Raw genomic sequence first — 17474 nt, 5'->3', positions numbered from 1 at the left:
GCGGTTGCAGGTCTGGGGGTTGAATTAGGCCGTGTGAAGTCACGGATTCAGGTATTAGATGAACGCTTGAAAGATCTGGGGGTTACCCAGGCCCGGTGGACTACCATGGTTTATCTTCAGCAAGGTGGCGAAGGACTCACTCAGCGTGAATTGGCCAGCCTTATGGCTATTGAGAACCCAACACTTGTGCGCCTGTTAGACAGCCTGGAACAACAGGATTTGATCGAACGCCGGGCCTGCCCCAATGATCGCCGTGCGCGCCGCCTGTATCTCACCGACGGAGGGCGGGATTTTATGGAAGTGCTGTCTGTCCGGGCCAATGAGTTACGGGAAGGTATGCTTGAAGGTGTGAGCGATAATGATGTTGAGGTGGCCTTAAAAGTGTTCCATAAAATCATGGAAAATGCTGAAAAACAGAAATAATCACTTGGGTGACAACTCTGTTGAAGGCCTAATCGGTCGCTATGGCGCCAAATGGCGCTGGCTGGCCGTTTGTACGGTAATGCTTGGCACCATCGCGACCGTATTAAGTGCCACCGTGGTTAACGTCGCACTCCATGAAATCATGGTGGAATTCGGCATTCGTCAGGGCCAGGTGCATTGGCTGGCAACCGGATTTATCGCGGCCATGACAACCACCATGTTGGCTTCTTCGTGGTTGCTTGACCATTTTGGTGTGCGCAAAACCCTGGCGTTTGCCATGGCTATGTTTACGCTGATTTCGCTGGCTGGCGGATTAGCCAGTTCGCCAGGGCAACTGATTGCTGCCCGCATTGGCCAGGGGGCTATGGCGGGCTTAATGCAACCCATGGGCATGTACCTTGTGTTCCGCATCTTCCCCCGCAATCGGCGGGGACAGGCTATGGGCATCTATGGCATGGGGGTTGTTCTGGCACCTGCACTTGGACCGGTGCTGGGCGGTTTTCTGGTAGACCAGCTAAACTGGCGTTTTGTGATGTTTGCCCCGGCGCCCATTACCTTTCTCGGCGTGTTTATGGCGTTGCGGTTTTTGCCAACGCCCGAGTCCCGACCTACCCCTTATCAATTTGATTTGCCTGGGTTGATACTGCTGGGTGCCATCGTAGGGCTTTCCCTCGATACCCTCAATCGCATCCAGAACCTGGGTGGGCAGGAAGCCAGAGTGACTATTGAAGGGCTTGTGGCGTTGGTGTTTCTGGTCATGTTTGTGCGGCGCGAAAAGCGCATAAAACACCCGTTAATAAATGTAAGCCTGCTGCGCAAGCCCAGTTTTTTGTCTGCCAATTTAGGTGCTATGGCGTTGGGGCTGGCGCTGTTTGGGTCTACCTATCTGATACCACTATATGTTCAAACCGCGCTGGGTTATAGCGCGACAGAAGCCGGCCTTTTGATGCTGCCGGCGGGCATTGTGCTTGGCATGACATTTCCGTTGGTCGGGCGGCTGGCCGATCGTGGTGGTGATGCCCGAAAACTGGTTATCTTCGGAATGGCGGTGTTTGCCTTATCAGCCATTTTGTTTGCGTTATCTGAGCTCACCCTGGCGTTTGGCTGGCTTGCATTGTGGACGGTGTTCGGCAGGGTCGGAATAGGGTTTATGTTACCGTCTTTATCCATAGGCGCGCTGAACCCGCTCAGGCCCGAAGAATTAGGCGCTGGCTCCAGCACCATCAACTTTACCCGGCAACTGGGCGGGGCGTTTGGGGTGAATATTGTGGCACTGACCATTGAGTTCGGCGAGCATAACGCCGGTATACCCACCATTAACGCCTTCCACACGGCATGGTGGCTGGTTGCCGTATTTGTCGCTGTTGCCGTTGTACCTGTTTGGCGGATGCGAGTGTAGAATCATGCGGTGCAGGCTTGGAACTCCTGGGAGTATCCGATGTCACTGAACCTTAAGAAACAAGTTTTCCGGAATAGAATTTATGGGATTTATCAAGTACTCAGCACTGCTGTTGGCTGGAGCCTTGGCGCTGCAGCCGGTGTGGGCCGCGACGGAGGCCGGTGCGCCTGAAAAAACCGAAACACCCGATCGCAGTCCAAGGGTACCCACATTCAAAATAAACGGAGATTTGGCCGGGCAACTGGATGCGTTTACCACGCGCTATGAAGACACCTTTGCCGAAGTGGGAAACCAGCTGGCACTTGGCTATCTTGAGTTGGTGAAAGCCAACCCGGGCGTAGACCCCTGGTTACCCGGCGAGGGCACTATCATTACGCTACCGCGCCAGTATGTTATTCCGGAAGCCCGCCGGGAGGGTATCGTTATTAACCTGGCTGAGTACCGGCTTTATTATTTTACCGGCGACAGCGTAGAGGTTTATCCGGTTGGCGTTGGCACCACCGACAACCCGTCCCCACTGACCGATGCCGAGGTGACCATGCCGCTGGAGTCACCGGCATGGTATCCCCCGGCCAGCATTCGTGCAGAGCGCGAGGCGTCGGGTGATCCTCTGCCGCGAATGATTCCGCCCGGCCCTGGCAATCCGTTGGGCAGCCATGCCTTGATGCTGAGCGAGAAGGGCTACCTGATTCACGGCACTAACAAGCAGTTTGGTGTGGGCATGCCGGTCAGCCACGGTTGCTTTCGCATGTATAACGAGGATATATCCCGCTTTGTTTATCAAGTGGGTAAGGGCACATCGGTTCAGATCGTTAATGATCCTGTAAAGCTTGGGGTGTCCGGTGGCGAGGTATGGCTGGAGGTTCACCGTCCCCACGAAGAATATAGCCAGCAGGAACGGGAACGCTTGTGGCAGGAAGTCCTGCAGGAGGTTGAAGCGTTTCGCCAGAAGCATCCAGGCGTTGAGGTTCAGCGCAGGGCTATTGAGTTGGCGGTAGATCAGGCAGACGGCATTCCGGCCATGGTGGGTGAACAAGTTACCCATGTGGCCTCTGAGAAGGCAACAAAAGATGACCAGTCCCCGCAATCGGAGGAGCAAGAACAGACGTTGTACTTCTAACGTTCCAGTTTCTGGGTCATTATAACGATCAATCTTCTGGGTACAGGGGGCGCAATGCAGACCTACCATCCTTTGAGACCAGATCGCCAGAAGTGGCTCAGAGTTTGGGCCTTGGTTTTTATGGCCGGCACATTACTCGCATTGGTGTTGCTGGCTCACCAGGTATTTGCGCAACAAAATAGCTCGGAAAGCGCGCTGGTTCTAACCGTTGATGGCGCGATCGGCCCTGCCTCCATGGATTATGTGGTGCGCGGTATTCGCCGTGCAGAGGCCGCGGGGGCCGGGTTGGTGATTCTTGAGATGGATACCCCCGGTGGGCTTATGCAATCCATGCGGGAAATCATCAAAACCATCCTCAGTTCCGATGTACCAGTGGTCGCCTATGTAACCCCTCAGGGCGCACGCGCAGCCAGCGCCGGTACCTACATCCTCTACGCCAGCCACATTGCCGCCATGGCGCCTGCCACCAACCTGGGCTCTGCCACGCCGGTGCAGATGGGCGGGTTGCCCGGTAGCCAGGCTCCTCCGGCAGACTCCCAGCCCGATGATGGCACTACAGATACTGCCGATGATGACCAGAAAAACAACCCTGCCAAGGACCAGGGCAGCAAGCGCCGTGGTGACACGGCCATGGAACGCAAGGTTCTGGAGGACGCCGTCAGTTATATACGGGGGTTGGCAGAGCGCCATGGCCGGAATGCCGACTGGGCTGAAGAGGCGGTTCGTGAAGCGGTAAACCTTGGCGCCCGTGAGGCACTGGCCAACAATGTTGTGGATGTGGTTGCGGCTGACCTGCCAGAGTTGATGAGCCAAATTGACGGGCGTGTTGTACGCCTGGCTTCCGGTGACACCACTTTACAAACCGCTGATCTTGAATTTAACCGCATGCCTCCGGATTGGCGCACCAGCCTGCTGTCTGTGATTACTCACCCCAACGTGGCCTATTTTCTGATGATTATAGGCTTCTACGGCATTATTTTTGAGCTGGCCAGTCCTGGCGCCATTGTGCCGGGCGTGGTCGGGGCAATCTGCCTGGTTCTGGCACTGTTTGCCTTTCAGGTGCTCTCAGTTAACTACGCCGGCCTGGTGCTGATATTTCTGGGGTTGGGGTTTATTGTGGGTGAATCCCTGGTACCCAGTTTTGGCATGCTCGGTATTGGCGGCATAGTTGCGTTTATAACCGGTTCGATCATTTTGATGGATGGCAACCACCGGGCCCTTTCACTACCAGCCATTGGCGGCACAGCGGCGGTCGCGGCAGGTTTTATTCTATGGACTGTGACCCGGTTTATCGGGCTGCGCAAAAAGCGTCCGGTTATCGGCAGCGAGCAAATAACCGAAGAAAAAGCCATTGCACTGGATAACTTTCTGAAAACGGACAGTGGCTACTGCGGTCATGTGCACATGCGGGGAGAGCGTTGGAAAGCTGTGAGTCGTTCTCCCGTCAATCGGAGTGATTTAGTGCAGGTCACCGGAATTGATGGCCTGACTGTTAGCGTAAAGGAGGCTTTATGATTGGTAATCTGATTTCCTGGCTGGCACCCGTTGTGGTGCTACTGCTGATACTTGGGGCTGCCATCAAAATCCTGCCTGAGTACCAGCGCGGCGTGGTGTTCTTTCTCGGCAGATTTCAGGGCGTTAAGGGTCCTGGGCTGCTTTTCATCATTCCCGGCATTCAACAAATTGTTCGAGTGGACCTTCGCGTCATCACCCTGGATGTGCCCAGCCAGGATGTGATTTCTCAAGATAACGTGACGGTGCGGGTGAGTGCGGTGCTCTATTTTCGGGTGGTTGACCCGGAACGTGCGATTATCCGTGTTGAAGATTTTAACTCCGCTACCAGCCAGCTATCCCAGACAACGCTGCGATCAGTATTGGGCAAACACGACCTGGACGAAATGTTGTCAGAGCGGGATAAACTGAACGCAGACATTCAAGAGATTATTGATGCACAAACTGAGGAGTGGGGAATCAAGGTTGCCAACGTTGAAATCAAACACGTAGACCTTGATGAATCTATGATCCGGGCCATCGCGCGCCAAGCTGAAGCGGAACGAGAGCGGCGGGCAAAAGTGATTCACGCGGAGGGCGAACTGCAGGCCTCGGAGAAGCTGGTCGAGGCAGCAAAGATAATGTCTGCCGATTCAGGCGCTATGCAGCTACGCTACATGCAAACCCTGTCAGATATGAGTGACACCAATTCATCTACCATTGTTTTCCCGTTGCCGATAGATTTCATGAAAACGTTTATGGAGAAAGCATCATCGGCCCCAAACCCGTCAAAGCAGTCAGAACCCTAAACTGAAGTCATAAAAAAGGCCGGGAGCCCCGGCCTTTTCATACAACGCTTAAGCCTTACTTCTGGCTTGCACGCTCGAGCATACGCTTGGCGCGCTCGTTTGCCTGATCAGCAGACTTCTGTGCTGCTTTAGCAGCAGCCAGTGCCTTGTCTGCAGTGTTCTGTGCAGAACGCGCAGAGCTTGCAGCGCTGTTAGCGGTGTTCATTGCCTTGTCTGCAGTCTGGCCAGCAGTGCTGGCATTTGCGTTGGCTTCGTCTAAAGCGCCCTGGTCGGTGGTTGCACAACCTGCAGTCAGAGCAGTAGCCAGTGCGATTCCGGCGATCGTCAGTTTACGCATTGTAAATCCCCTTATTGGTCGAGTTATTTCCTGTTGATCCGAAAGTCAGTCAGTTGACTTCCTGTCAGCTTCGGCCCGATAGGCGTTGACTACCGGAGTCGTGAAACAGTGTAAAACAACCTGAGAGGAAATGTTAACTAAGTATACGTAATTTTTCATAAGCCATGACGACAACTTAATATTGTGGTCATGGAGAAAACGGTTACGGGGTGATGCGAATGGGGGTGCCGTCGTTAACCAGTTGCCAAATTTCGTCCATCTCCTGATTGTTTACAGCAATGCAGCCGTTGGTCCAATCCAGGCCTGTATAGGCAAACGCCATGTCTTCTTCGCCATTGGGCAAACCGTGAATCATAATGCTGCCCCCAGGGTTCAAACCCCAGCTTTCGGCCATCTCACGGTCTTTTGCGCTTGGGTAGGAAATATGAATAGACTTGTAGAAACTGCTTCCGGAGTTGCGCCAATCCAGCGTGTACTCGCCCTCTGGCGTGCGTTCGTCGCCTTCATACAGCTTGTGCCCCTCGGGATTATCGCCAAGGGATATGCGGTAGCTCCGTACAATTTCTTCGCCGTTCATTAAATCAAGGCGGCGCTTCTTTTTGCTCACCAATACCTTGCTAACCACCAGAGACTCACCTGGCGAGTGTTCTATAACAGGCATGCGGGTGTCTGCCTTTGCCAGCAGCTCTGAGCTGTAGGCGGGAAAACTTGCTGTGACAAACAGAGCCAGAAGGCACCGGGTTAATAAACGGGGCATAGCCATAACCTTAACTTACCAATGATTAATCTTTTCGCAGAGCTTGTTTATAACATAACCGGTCGATCAAATGTTAAGGGGTTTTGTTAAGTTTCACAGTTACCCGGTGTGCACATTACATGTTTATGGGTTTTCCATCTTCAAGCCAACCTTGCTGACCTGATCTGCCTCTATGGCTCTGGCCACCAAAGTGACCGGCCCCAGAACCACTTTGTCACCAACCACCGGGTGGCCTTTGGTGCGTATGGCAAAGCATTCGGCCAATGATAACCCGGGAGACAGTTCGTGGAACTCAATGCCATAAGCCTGCTCAACATCCCCAAGCAACGCATCTCCGTTTAGCACAAAATCGCCGAAGAAGGCTCGTTCCGCCAGATGCTTGGGTGCTTGACGGCCGCTGAGGGATTTGCCCAATTCTTTCAGTACGCTTGGGGTGGCGAACATGGCAAGCATATCACCGCTGGAAACCTCCAGGTTGGCCTTTGGCTGCAAGCAAACACGGTTGCGGAATACACCGGCAACGGCGGTATTTTTCGGAAAACGCAGCTGGCCTAGCATCGTGGGCGTTTCCCAGTTTTTCCCGCGTAGGGGAAACAGCATCAACTCGTGATCCCCAGCGGCTGGCGCATCCAGAGGTAAGCGTCGATAAGGTTCGCCATTTGCGGGTATTTCCAGGTGCAGCATACGGGCGAGAGGGGTGATGGTGGTGCCCTGAACCAATAAAGACACCAGCACAATAAAAAAGGCTGCGTGGAATACCAGTTGTGCCTCTGGTATGTCGGCAATAATCGGGAATAGCGCCAAAACAATCGGTACGGCACCTCTCAGCCCAACCCAGCTAATAAATCCCAACTCGCGACGATTGAAACCAAAGGGCCAGACAGTGGCCATAACAATAATAGGCCGAATCACAAAAATCAGTGCCAAAGCGAGTATCAGGCCGCTTCCGGCCAGGGGCAGAAGGTCTGAAGGGTTAACCAGCAATCCGAGGATTAAAAACAGACAAAGTTGGGCCAGCCACGCCAAACCGTCGTGCACCTGAAGAATCATCGGCATCATCCGCACCTGTCGGTTGCCGATAACGACACCGCACAAATAGATAGCCAAAAAACCACTGCCTCCAAGAGCGGTGGTGGCAGAAAACACCGAAAGGCCGGCAGCAACCACCAAAAGCGGATAAAGCGATGGATTAAGGCGAATGCGGTTAGCCAGTTCTGCGATCAGGAAGCCACCCAGAATGCCGCCTATGCCGCCTATGCTGAATTGTTTGACCAGTAAAATCAGTGAGTCCTGAATGGCATGGTCGCCCTTGCTGGTAATCAGGGTGACCATCATCAATGTCAGGAAGATTGCCATCGGGTCGTTACTACCCGATTCAATTTCCAGCGTGGCGCTCACACGCTCATTCAAGTGCAAACCGCGCCCTTGCAACAGGGAAAATACCGCGGCGGCGTCGGTTGAAGAAATAATCGAACCGATGAGCAGAGCCGTCATCCAGTGCAGATCAAAAACCAACCAGGCCACAAAGGCAGCCCCTAAGGCTGTCAAGGCAACACCAACCGTTGCCAGCATCATGGCTGGCTTAAGCCCCACACGGAAGGTTTCGGCCCGGGTGCGCATGCCGCCATCCAGCAGAATAACGCCCAGCGCCAGGTTGGCAACCAAAAATGACAGCTGAAAATCGTCGAATTCAATACCGCCCGGGCCGTCTTTGCCCATCATCATGCCCACGCCCAGAAAAATCAGCAGCACCGGCATACCAACCCGGCTGGAAATCGGGCTAAGAACGATGCTGATGACAAGCATCAGAGCACCTACCAGGGTAAGCATTGGATCCATCGGAACTCCATTAGAGAATACGAGCCGGGTACCGGCAGAAGCGCAGCACTGTAAGTTTGCCCATCGCGGGCCCGGTAAACAAGCGCAGCTGCCCGATCTCCCTGAAATAGGCATAGAAAATCATAATACTTTTAGCTAGTTGATGTTTTGTATCCTAACGAATCAAATCACTGCCGATGTGTTGGGTGTTTATTTATCAAAAAGATATGCACGTACATGCATATATGTATCGATAAAGATCAGTCAGCTCAAAGAGTGCCAATAACAAAACGACAAAAACAAAAGGGTTTGTTTATGGATGGAGTAGCCGACGATCAATCGTTCAGCGGCGATACCGCGAGCGCGAAGCCGGGTTTTTTCGACAGGGAAAATACTGTCGCCGGCCCGAACTTTAACCGCTGGCTGGTTCCCACCGCCGCTTTGGCAATCCACCTGTGTATCGGCATGGCCTATGGCTTTTCGGTATTCTGGTTGCCCATGTCTACGCTTGTGGCCGGCGCCGACCCGGTAGCCTGTGCTGATATCAGTTTCTTTCAAGCGCTAACGACGACGTCCTGTAACTGGGCTGTCAGCCATGTTACCTACACCTTCGGTATATTCATCGGCATGTTAGGCATATCGGCCGCACTTTGGGGTGCCTGGCTGGAGCATGCCGGCCCCCGAAAGGCTGGCGCTATCGCCGCCCTGTGCTGGGGTGGCGGTATGATCCTTGGTGGCGTGGGTGTGATGACTCACCAGCTCTGGTTGCTCTATTTAGGTTGCGGTGTTCTGGGTGGTATTGGCCAGGGGCTGGGATACATCACGCCGGTTTCAACCCTGATCAAGTGGTTCCCCGACCGCCGCGGCATGGCCACCGGCTTTGCCATTATGGGTTACGGCGGTGGTGCCATGGTAGGTGCTCCGCTGGCGGTTTGGCTGATGGGGCATTTCTCGGCAGACGGCGGAGCCGGTGTGGCCAGCACCCTGATGACTATGGGTGTTATCTATTTCTTCATCATGATGGCGGGTGCGCTGGGCTTTCGGGTACCGCCCAACGGCTGGAAGCCAGAAGGGTGGGAGCCGCCCGAGGGCCAGCAAGCTAATGCGATGATTACCCACGGCCATGTTCACCTGAAAAAGGCATGGAAAACCAAACAGTTCTGGCTGATCTGGAGTGTTCTGTTCCTGAACGTAACGGCTGGCATCGCTGTGATATCCATGGCCAGCCCGATGCTGCAAGACGTGTTTGGCGGCGCGCTTGTCGGTATTAAAGATTCCGCCGTTGCGCTTACAGAGGCACAGAAAGCCGCTGTGGTGGCTGCTGCAGCCGGCCTAGTAGGGCTTATCAGCCTGTTTAACAGTGTTGGTCGTCTGTTCTGGGCCTCGTTGTCTGACAAGCTGGGTCGCAAGAACACCTATCTGACCTTTTTTGTGCTGGGTGTTGGCCTTTACTGCTTGCTGCCAACCTGGGGCCACATGGGTATGGCCGGCCTGTTTGTGATCTCCATTTGCATCATTTTGAGCATGTACGGTGGCGGCTTTGCAACGGTGCCCGCGTATTTGGCTGATATCTTTGGCACGCAAATGGTCGGTGCCATTCACGGCCGCCTGCTAACCGCCTGGACAGCCGCTGGTCTCGTGGGCCCTGTGGTGATCGCGCTGATTCGTGAGGTGCAGCTGGATGCAGGCATCGAACCGGCTCTGGTGTACGACCGCACGTTGTACATTATGGCTGGCCTGCTGGTAGTCGGCCTGATTTGTAATGCACTGGTGCGCCCGGTGGATTTGTCCCTGCATATGACTGATGAAGAGCTGGCCCACGAGCGCATGTTGCAGCGGGACAATGGCGTCTCCTCAAAAGCGAAAACAGCCGCGCGTGGCGCGTTCGGAATCACCGGTGTGCTGGCCTGGCTGGCGGTGGGTGTGCCTTTCCTGATCGGGCTTTATATCGCCATTGCGAAGGCTGCAGCTTTGTTCTGATGTGCGTTCAGGCATCCCCGGCCGTCAGCGCCTCAAACGTGGTGACTTCACCGGGGTTGTCTGGTGCATAGCCAGGCACCAGGTTGATGCGATCAATCAGTGCCGGGGACTTCAGCAACGTGGTTAGGTGATCCAGTGTTTCCAGGGGTAGGCGATCTTCGCGGAAAATCAGCATGTAATGTTCGCTGGCCAGTTCAATAAAGTTCAAATTGAATTGCTCGGCGGCCGCCTGCACACCAAAACCAACTTCCGCCATGCCAGAGGCCACAAAGGCGGCAATGGCGGTGTGGGTAAATTCCTGCTGAGACGTGCGGTTGATGCCGTCTTCTGCAATGCCTTGCTGTTTTAATAAAAGATTGAAAAGGATGCGAGTACCTGAATGACGGTCGCGGCTGATAAAGCTGAGCCCCGAGGCACTTAAATCCTGCAGGGTGCGAACCTCATTGTGTTCGCCTTTGCGCATCATCAGGCCTTCGCGCCGGGTGACAAAACGAATCAGGCGGTGGTGGTTGCTGTCCAGGTGTCGCTGGTAATAACAAATGATCTGCTGGGCCAGTGCCGGGCAGGTAGGCAGGTGAAAACTGGCCGCATCGCATTCGCCGCGGTTGAGCGCTGAAAGTGCTTCTTCCGGGTTCCGGTATTGCAGGTTTACGTTGATCTGCTGCGACAACTCAGGCAGCAGCGCTACCGAATACCCATGACTGGCGTGCAGGCGCAGCGTGGGTTTTGCACCGGCCAGCAGCTGTTGAATCTGGTCGTTAAGCTCGGCAGTCATGCTGTCGATTTGCGGCCCCAGCCGGGCTTTTACCCGATGTTCGGCCCATAGAAGTTTTTCGCCCAGGGCAGACAGTCGGCTGCCGTGGCCTTTGCGCATAACTACCAGCGGCAGGCCCAGAGTATCGCCGCCACGGTTGAGAAGGTTCCAGGCATGGCGGTATGAGATGCCCGCAGCGGCGGCGGCTACCGTGAGCTTGCCGGTGTCGCGGATGTTCTCCAGCAAACGAAACAGTACCGGCTCAAAGAATTCGTTGGTGTCGGTGCGAAAAACCCAAGCGGGGGATATGTTCAGTTTCTTGTTATGCATGTGTGTTCATATTCCGTGGTTGTGTCTGGAGTGCTAGTTTGGCGTTATAACTTGTTTGGCTACTGTATCAGAATAAAAACAGGTAGGAATGATTATGCATATTTCAGAGAGAGCCAATCCGAATGGAACGGGAGTATTGCCTGCCGGCGACAGTGATTGGAGCCCGGAGGCTATCCGTGAGGAAATCGCCGCCCTGCAGCACGAGCCCGGTGCGCTCTTGCCTATTCTGCACGCCATACAAAATCGTATTGGCTATGTGCCGGAAGGCGCTGTGCCCATTATTGCGGACATGCTGCAACAGACCCGCGCCGATGTGCATGGGGTTATAAGCTTTTACCACCACTTCCGCACCCGCCCGGCGGGCAGCAACGTGTTGGAAGTTTGTCGTGCCGAAGCCTGTCAGGCCCGGGGCGGTCGTGCGCTGGAGCGCCATGTGCAGGAAAAGCTGGGCGTGGGCTACCACCAAACCACCGCCGATAACGAGTTCACCCTGGAGCCGGTCTATTGCCTGGGCAACTGTGCCTGCGGCCCTTCTATTCGAGTGAACAATGAAACCATTGGCCGGGTTACCCCGCAAACATTCGATCGGCTGGCGGACAGCCTGACAACCTCTGTTTTGCAGCTAAAATAAAGGCAGGAGCAAACGCCATGACAACAACAATTTATGTGCCCTGCGATACCACCGCCCTGTCTTTGGGGGCCGACCGCGTGGCGCAACAGTTGCAGAATCTTGCCGAGCAGCAAGATCTTGATATTCATCTGGTGCGCAACGGTTCTCGCGGTTTGTTCTGGCTGGAACCGCTGGTGGAAGTACAAACGCCTTACGGTCGTGTGGCTTATGGCCCGGTGGAACCCCATCAAGTGGAAGAACTGGTCGCCGCCGGATTGTTTGAAGGTAGCTCCGATCACCCGTTGTATCTGGGCGATATCGAGCAGCACGCCTATTTACAGCGGCAGCAGCGTCTTACCTTTGCACGCATTGGCATCACCGACCCCGCCTGCATCGAAGATTACATCGCCCACGGCGGTTTCGTTGGCCTGAAGAGAGCCGCAGCGCTAACACCCCAGGGCATTGTGGACGAAGTAAAAGGCTCTGGCTTGCGTGGCCGTGGAGGCGCGGCCTTCCCTGCCGGTATCAAATGGCAAACCGTGCTGGACGAGCCACATGACCAGCAAAAATACGTAGTGTGCAACGCCGACGAAGGCGATTCTGGCACCTTTGCCGACCGCCTGGTAATGGAATGTGACCCTTATATGCTGATTGAGGGCATGACCATTGCCGGCCTGGCCGTGGGCGCCACTGTGGGTTTTATCTACGTGCGTTCGGAATACCTTCTGTCCCAAACAATGCTGAACCAGGCCATTCGCACCGCAGAAGCCCACGGTTATCTGGGCGACAACGTATGCGGCAATGGCCGCTCGTTCCGCCTGGAAGTGCGTTTAGGCGCCGGTGCCTATATTTGCGGTGAAGAAACCTCTCTGCTGGAAAGCCTGGAAGGCAAGCGAGGGCTGGTGCGTTCCAAGCCGCCACTCCCGGCTATTAAAGGCCTGTTCGGCCAGCCTACGGTGGTGAACAACGTGCTGTCGCTGTCTGCCGTGCCCTACATTTTAGCCCACGGCGGCAAAGCCTATGCGGATTACGGCATGGGCCGTTCATTGGGCACACTGCCCATTCAGCTAGCGGGCAACATCAAACAGGGCGGTCTCATTGAGTTGGCCTTTGGCGTAACCCTGCGCAAAGTGCTGGAAGACTTTGGTGATGGCACCTTTACCGGCAGGCCTATCAAAGCTGTGCAGGTGGGTGGCCCGCTGATGGCCTACATGCCGGAAGAGCAGTGGGACACCCCCATGGATTACGAAGCTTTCGCCAAACTCGGTGCCGGCATTGGCCACGGTGGCGTAGTGGTGTTTGATGACACCGTGGATATGGGCGAGCAAGCACGCTTCGCCATGGAGTTCTGCGCTGTTGAATCCTGCGGTAAATGCACCCCCTGCCGGATTGGCTCGGTACGAGGTGTGGAAGTGATTGATCGTATTCGTGCCGGAGAAAACCGGGACAGCAACCTGGAATTGCTGGAAGACCTGTGTGAAACCATGGTGGACGGCTCCCTCTGCGCCATGGGCGGCATGACCCCCTTCCCGGTACAAAGCGTGATGAAGTATTTCCCTGAAGACTTGATGGCCAGCCCGCGCCCAGTGGAGGCATAACATGTTGCATTATTATGACCCGAGCGTTCAGCGCTACCAGCCGGGCAAAAACGATCTGAACCCTGATTTTGACTATGGCACGCCGGCGAGCCTATCCGAAGAGCTGGTCTCTATTTCGGTTGATGGCCGCCAGATTACCGTACCTGAGGGTACGTCTGTGCTTCGCGCCTCCGCGCTGGCCGGCATCAACATTCCCAAGCTGTGCGCCTCTGATAACCTGGAAGCCTTCGGCTCCTGCCGCCTGTGCGCGGTAGAAATCGAAGGCCGCCGTGGCTACCCGGCCTCCTGCACCACACCTGTGGCGGAAGGTATGTCAGTTACCACTCAAACCGGCAAGCTGGCCAAGCTGCGCCGTAACATCATGGAATTGTACATTTCCGATCACCCGCTGGATTGCCTCACCTGCCCGGCCAACGGCAATTGTGAGCTGCAGGATGTGGCCGGCACAGTTGGACTGCGGGAAGTGCGTTACGGGTTTGAAGGCGAGAACCACCTGGATTCGGAGATCGACGATTCCAACCCGTACTTCAGCTTCGATCCCAGCAAGTGCATTGTCTGCTCCCGCTGCGTGCGAGCCTGCGACGAGGTGCAGGGCACCTTTGCACTAACCATCGAAGGCCGGGGTTTTGATTCCAAAGTTGCCGCCAGCCAGAACGACCCGTTCATGGATTCCGAGTGCGTGTCCTGTGGCGCTTGCGTTCAGGCCTGCCCCACCACCTCGCTGATGGAAAAGAGCGTGATCGATGCCGGCCAGCCCGAGCACAGTGTGGTTACCACCTGCGCCTACTGCGGCGTTGGCTGCTCGTTCAAAGCGGAAATGAAAGGCGATCAACTGATACGCATGGTGCCCTATAAGGGAGGCGAGGCTAATCATGGCCACTCCTGCGTGAAAGGCCGGTTTGCCTTTGGCTATGCCACACACGACGATCGCATCAGAGAGCCGATGATTCGCGATTCCATCAACGACCCGTGGAAAGTGGTGTCCTGGGATGAGGCGCTGGAATTCTCCGCCAAAAAACTCAAAGGTATTCAGGCCGAGTATGGCCGCGAAAGCATTGGCGGTATTACCTCCTCACGCTGCACCAACGAAGAAACCTATCTGGTGCAGAAGCTGGTGCGTGCCGCCTTCGGCAATAACAACACAGACACCTGCGCTCGGGTATGCCACTCCCCCACAGGTTACGGCTTGAAAACAACTCTGGGTGAATCCGCTGGAACCCAAACCTTTGACTCGGTGATGAAAGCCGACACCATTATGGTGATTGGTGCCAACCCCACCGATGCCCACCCGGTATTCGGTTCGCTCATGCGCAAGCGTTTGCGCCAGGGTGCCAAGCTGATCGTGATTGATCCACGCCGTATCGACGTGCTCAACACGCCCCATGGCGGCGAGGGCATACACCTGCCCCTGCGCCCTGGCACCAACGTGGCCATTGTGAACGCATTGGCCCACGTAGTTGTGACTGAGGGGCTGGAAGACCAGAGCTTTATTAACAGTCGCTGCGATACAGACGCCTACAACACCTGGCGCACGTTTATTGCCGAAGAACGCAATTCCCCGGAAGCCATGGAAGAGGTTACCGGCGTGCCCGCCTCCAAAGTGCGCGAAGCCGCGCGGGTATATGCCGAGGCAGGCAACGGTGCTATCTACTACGGATTGGGCGTAACCGAGCACAGCCAGGGTTCCACCATGGTCATGGGTATTGCCAACCTGGCCCTGGCCACCGGCAACATCGGCAAAGAAGGCGGCGGTGTTAACCCCTTGCGCGGGCAAAACAACGTGCAGGGCTCCTGCGATATGGGCTCCTTCCCCCATGAACTGCCCGGTTACCAGCATGTGAACGACCCGGCAGTGCGTGCGCGCTTCCAGTCTGTGTGGGGCGTGCCCATTGATGACGAGCCCGGCCTGCGCATTCCCAACATGTTTGACGCCGCCATCGCTGGCACGTTCAAGGCGCTGTATGTGCAGGGCGAAGACATCGCGCAGTCCGACCCCAACACCCATCATGTAGAGGCGGCACTGAAGTCACTGGACTGCCTGATTGTGCAGGACATTTTCCTGAACGAAACTGCGAAATATGCCCATGTGCTGCTGCCCGGTTCCACCTTCCTGGAGAAGAACGGCACCTTCACTAACGCCGAGCGCCGTATCAATCGCGTGCGCAAAGTGATGGAACCCATTGCGGGCATGGAAGACTGGCAAGTAACCATGGCGCTGTCCAATGCCCTGGGCTACCCCATGCATTACGATCATCCATCGGAAATTATGGATGAAATTGCCCTGCTAACGCCCACCTTTACCGGTGTAAATTACGACAAGCTGGAACGGCTCGGCAGTATTCAGTGGCCGTGTAACGACGACAACCCGGACGGCACACCCACCATGCACGAGGTGGACTTCCCCATCGGCAAAGGCCGTTTTGCGGTGACCGAATACCTGGCCACAGAAGAGCGGGCCAGCCGTCGCTTCCCGCTGTTGCTGACCACCGGGCGCATATTGTCGCAATATAACGTAGGTGCACAGACTCGCCGCACCAGTAACAGTGACTGGCATGAAGAAGATGTGCTTGAACTGCACCCCAGTGATGCGGAACTGCGCGGTGTGAAAGACGGCGACTGGCTGGGCATCAGCAGCCGCGTAGGTCATACGGTGTTGCGGGCCAAGCTGAGTACCCGCATGTTGCCGGGCGTGGTGTACACCACCTTCCACCACCCAGGCAGCGGCGCCAACGTAATCACCACCGACAACTCCGACTGGGCGACCAACTGCCCGGAATACAAGGTAACCGCCGTTCAGGTTGAAGTGGTTACCCAGCCGTCGGATTGGCAACGTAACTTTGTAGATTTCGACAAGCGCCAACAGGCCTTGTTGAAGCCGGCGATGGATAAGCAGGAGGAAAACCATGCGCCTGCACACAAGTAACCTGGAGCCGGCTGCCGTGGCAGATTCACCCGCCAATGCCTCACCGCCACCGGTGAGTGACACCTGGGTGAATGTGCGTGGTGGCATTGAAGGTGCGCCATCACAGGATGTGGTTGCTGAAGAGATTCCCGTAGCCATGGTGTACAACGGCGTATCCCATGCGGTGATGATGGCTTCGCCCTGTGATCTGGAGGACTTTGCTCTGGGTTTCAGCATGAGTGAAGGCATTCTGCAGCGGCCAGATCAGCTATTCAGCGTCGAGATACAGCCAGGGGAAGACGGCATAGAAATCGACATGCACATTGCCGGCGATTGCTTTGCCCGTTTGCGGGAACAGCGCCGGAATATGACCGGCCGAACCGGTTGCGGGCTTTGTGGCACCGAATCCCTTGCCCATGTGGTACGTGCTCTGGGTGAAGTGGCACCGCAGCCCATGCCCAGCGATGAAGCCGTTCAGGCCGCGCTGCAAAGCCTGAAAAAACATCAGCCGATGCAGTTAGACACAGGCGCCACCCATGGTGCCGCCTGGTGTAACGCCGAAGGCGAAATTGTTCAGGCGCGGGAAGATGTGGGCCGCCACAACGCATTGGATAAGCTAATTGGCGCCCGCCTGCGTGAATTTGGCGACCGGGCCTTTATCGATGGCTTCGCGCTGATCTCCAGCCGTGCCAGCTTTGAGATGGTGCAAAAAAGCGCCAGCGCTGGAGCAGGCACCTTAGTAGCCGTATCTGCGCCCACCGCACTTGCCATCCGCGAAGCCCGCAAAAGCGGCATGAACCTTATCGGCTTTGCTCGCCCGGGCCGTCATGTCATCTACGCCCGCAGCGACAACCGCGCTCAGGAGAAACCATTGTGAGTGACCAGCAATTGAACAACCTGATCAAAATGATCGATCAGATTATCGCCAACAACCTGCACCAGGGTAACGATGACAAAGTAACCGACGTGGCGGCGGATCATTTGCACAAGTTCTGGGCCCGCAGCATGAAGCAGCAGGTAATTGCCTACGCGCACGAAAGCCCTGCAGAACTGTCTGCGCTAGCCCAATCCACGATTGCCAAATTGGAGGCTGTGCCCGAGTAAAGACCGCACTGGTGCATCTGCTTTTGCTGCCGGAACGTATGC

The 17474-nt window shown here is 55.7% G+C and carries 15 protein-coding genes; 11 read left to right on the top strand and 4 right to left on the bottom strand.

Going from position 1 to position 17474, the window contains the following annotated elements; translation table 11 throughout:
- Positions 1-12: 12 nt before the first annotated feature.
- The 5 genes from ACTHYN_RS08510 to ACTHYN_RS08490 all read left to right on the top strand — a co-directional run bounded on the left by ACTHYN_RS08510 (position 13) and on the right by ACTHYN_RS08490 (position 5242).
- The gene (locus ACTHYN_RS08510) at positions 13-423 is read left to right on the top strand and encodes a MarR family transcriptional regulator (RefSeq protein ID WP_441812027.1); all 411 of its coding nucleotides are present in this window, start codon (positions 13-15) and stop codon (positions 421-423) included.
- A gap of 4 nt (positions 424-427) precedes the next feature.
- Positions 428-1822 carry a DHA2 family efflux MFS transporter permease subunit gene (locus ACTHYN_RS08505; RefSeq protein ID WP_441812023.1) on the top strand — a complete coding sequence of 465 codons (1395 nt, stop codon included), beginning with the start codon at positions 428-430 and terminating at the stop codon, positions 1820-1822.
- Between the two features lie 82 nt (positions 1823-1904).
- Positions 1905-2942 carry a L,D-transpeptidase family protein gene (locus ACTHYN_RS08500; protein WP_441812022.1) on the top strand — a complete coding sequence of 346 codons (1038 nt, stop codon included), beginning with the start codon at positions 1905-1907 and terminating at the stop codon, positions 2940-2942.
- 54 nt (positions 2943-2996) lie between these two features.
- On the top strand, positions 2997-4457 hold the full coding sequence (locus tag ACTHYN_RS08495) for an NfeD family protein (protein ID WP_441812021.1): 1461 nt from the start codon (positions 2997-2999) through the stop codon (positions 4455-4457).
- Positions 4454-5242 carry a slipin family protein gene (locus tag ACTHYN_RS08490; protein WP_441812020.1) on the top strand — a complete coding sequence of 263 codons (789 nt, stop codon included), beginning with the start codon at positions 4454-4456 and terminating at the stop codon, positions 5240-5242. The genes ACTHYN_RS08495 and ACTHYN_RS08490 overlap by 4 nt, the downstream gene beginning before the upstream one ends.
- Positions 5243-5297: 55 nt before the next feature.
- Here ACTHYN_RS08490 and ACTHYN_RS08485 read toward each other — a convergent pair whose 3' ends face one another.
- The 3 genes from ACTHYN_RS08485 to ACTHYN_RS08475 form a co-directional block, all read right to left on the bottom strand.
- Entirely contained in the window at positions 5298-5579 is a 282-nt protein-coding gene (locus tag ACTHYN_RS08485) for an Lpp/OprI family alanine-zipper lipoprotein (protein ID WP_441812019.1), read from the bottom strand.
- 202 nt (positions 5580-5781) lie between these two features.
- Positions 5782-6342 (bottom strand): L,D-transpeptidase family protein, encoded by a 561-nt coding sequence (locus ACTHYN_RS08480; RefSeq protein WP_441812018.1) that lies wholly within the window; start codon positions 6340-6342, stop codon positions 5782-5784.
- 117 nt (positions 6343-6459) lie between these two features.
- Positions 6460-8175 (bottom strand): potassium/proton antiporter, encoded by a 1716-nt coding sequence (locus ACTHYN_RS08475; protein WP_441812017.1) that lies wholly within the window; start codon positions 8173-8175, stop codon positions 6460-6462.
- Between the two features lie 294 nt (positions 8176-8469).
- On the opposite strand from ACTHYN_RS08475, the gene ACTHYN_RS08470 reads away from it, so the two are divergent.
- Positions 8470-10134 carry an OFA family MFS transporter gene (locus ACTHYN_RS08470; RefSeq protein WP_441812016.1) on the top strand — a complete coding sequence of 555 codons (1665 nt, stop codon included), beginning with the start codon at positions 8470-8472 and terminating at the stop codon, positions 10132-10134.
- Positions 10135-10141: 7 nt separating this feature from the next.
- Here ACTHYN_RS08470 and ACTHYN_RS08465 read toward each other — a convergent pair whose 3' ends face one another.
- On the bottom strand, positions 10142-11218 hold the full coding sequence (locus tag ACTHYN_RS08465; protein WP_441812015.1) for a substrate-binding domain-containing protein: 1077 nt from the start codon (positions 11216-11218) through the stop codon (positions 10142-10144).
- 94 nt (positions 11219-11312) lie between these two features.
- Here ACTHYN_RS08465 and ACTHYN_RS08460 point away from each other — a divergent pair, with 94 nt between their 5' ends.
- Genes ACTHYN_RS08460 through ACTHYN_RS08440 form a run of 5 tightly spaced genes read left to right on the top strand, consistent with a single transcriptional unit; the run spans position 11313 to position 17432 of the window.
- Complete coding sequence (locus tag ACTHYN_RS08460; protein ID WP_441812014.1) at positions 11313-11849, top strand: formate dehydrogenase subunit gamma; 537 nt, start codon at positions 11313-11315, stop codon at positions 11847-11849.
- A gap of 17 nt (positions 11850-11866) precedes the next feature.
- The gene (locus ACTHYN_RS08455) at positions 11867-13426 is read left to right on the top strand and encodes a formate dehydrogenase beta subunit (RefSeq protein ID WP_441812013.1); all 1560 of its coding nucleotides are present in this window, start codon (positions 11867-11869) and stop codon (positions 13424-13426) included.
- 1 nt (position 13427) lies between these two features.
- A complete protein-coding gene (fdhF, locus tag ACTHYN_RS08450) occupies positions 13428-16349 on the top strand; it encodes a formate dehydrogenase subunit alpha (protein WP_441812012.1) in 2922 nt (973 codons plus the stop codon).
- Positions 16330-17205 carry a formate dehydrogenase accessory sulfurtransferase FdhD gene (gene fdhD, locus ACTHYN_RS08445; RefSeq protein WP_441812011.1) on the top strand — a complete coding sequence of 292 codons (876 nt, stop codon included), beginning with the start codon at positions 16330-16332 and terminating at the stop codon, positions 17203-17205. Before fdhF ends, fdhD begins: the two co-directional genes overlap by 20 nt.
- A complete protein-coding gene (locus ACTHYN_RS08440) occupies positions 17202-17432 on the top strand; it encodes a formate dehydrogenase subunit delta (RefSeq protein ID WP_441812010.1) in 231 nt (76 codons plus the stop codon). Before fdhD ends, ACTHYN_RS08440 begins: the two co-directional genes overlap by 4 nt.
- Positions 17433-17474: the final 42 nt, after the last annotated feature.

The organism is Marinobacter sp. (genome assembly GCF_052091845.1).
Classification (GTDB): Bacteria; Pseudomonadota; Gammaproteobacteria; order Pseudomonadales; family Oleiphilaceae; genus Marinobacter.
The sequence above is the reverse complement of the archived record's forward strand: the minus strand, read 5'-3'. Positions and strand labels throughout refer to the sequence as shown.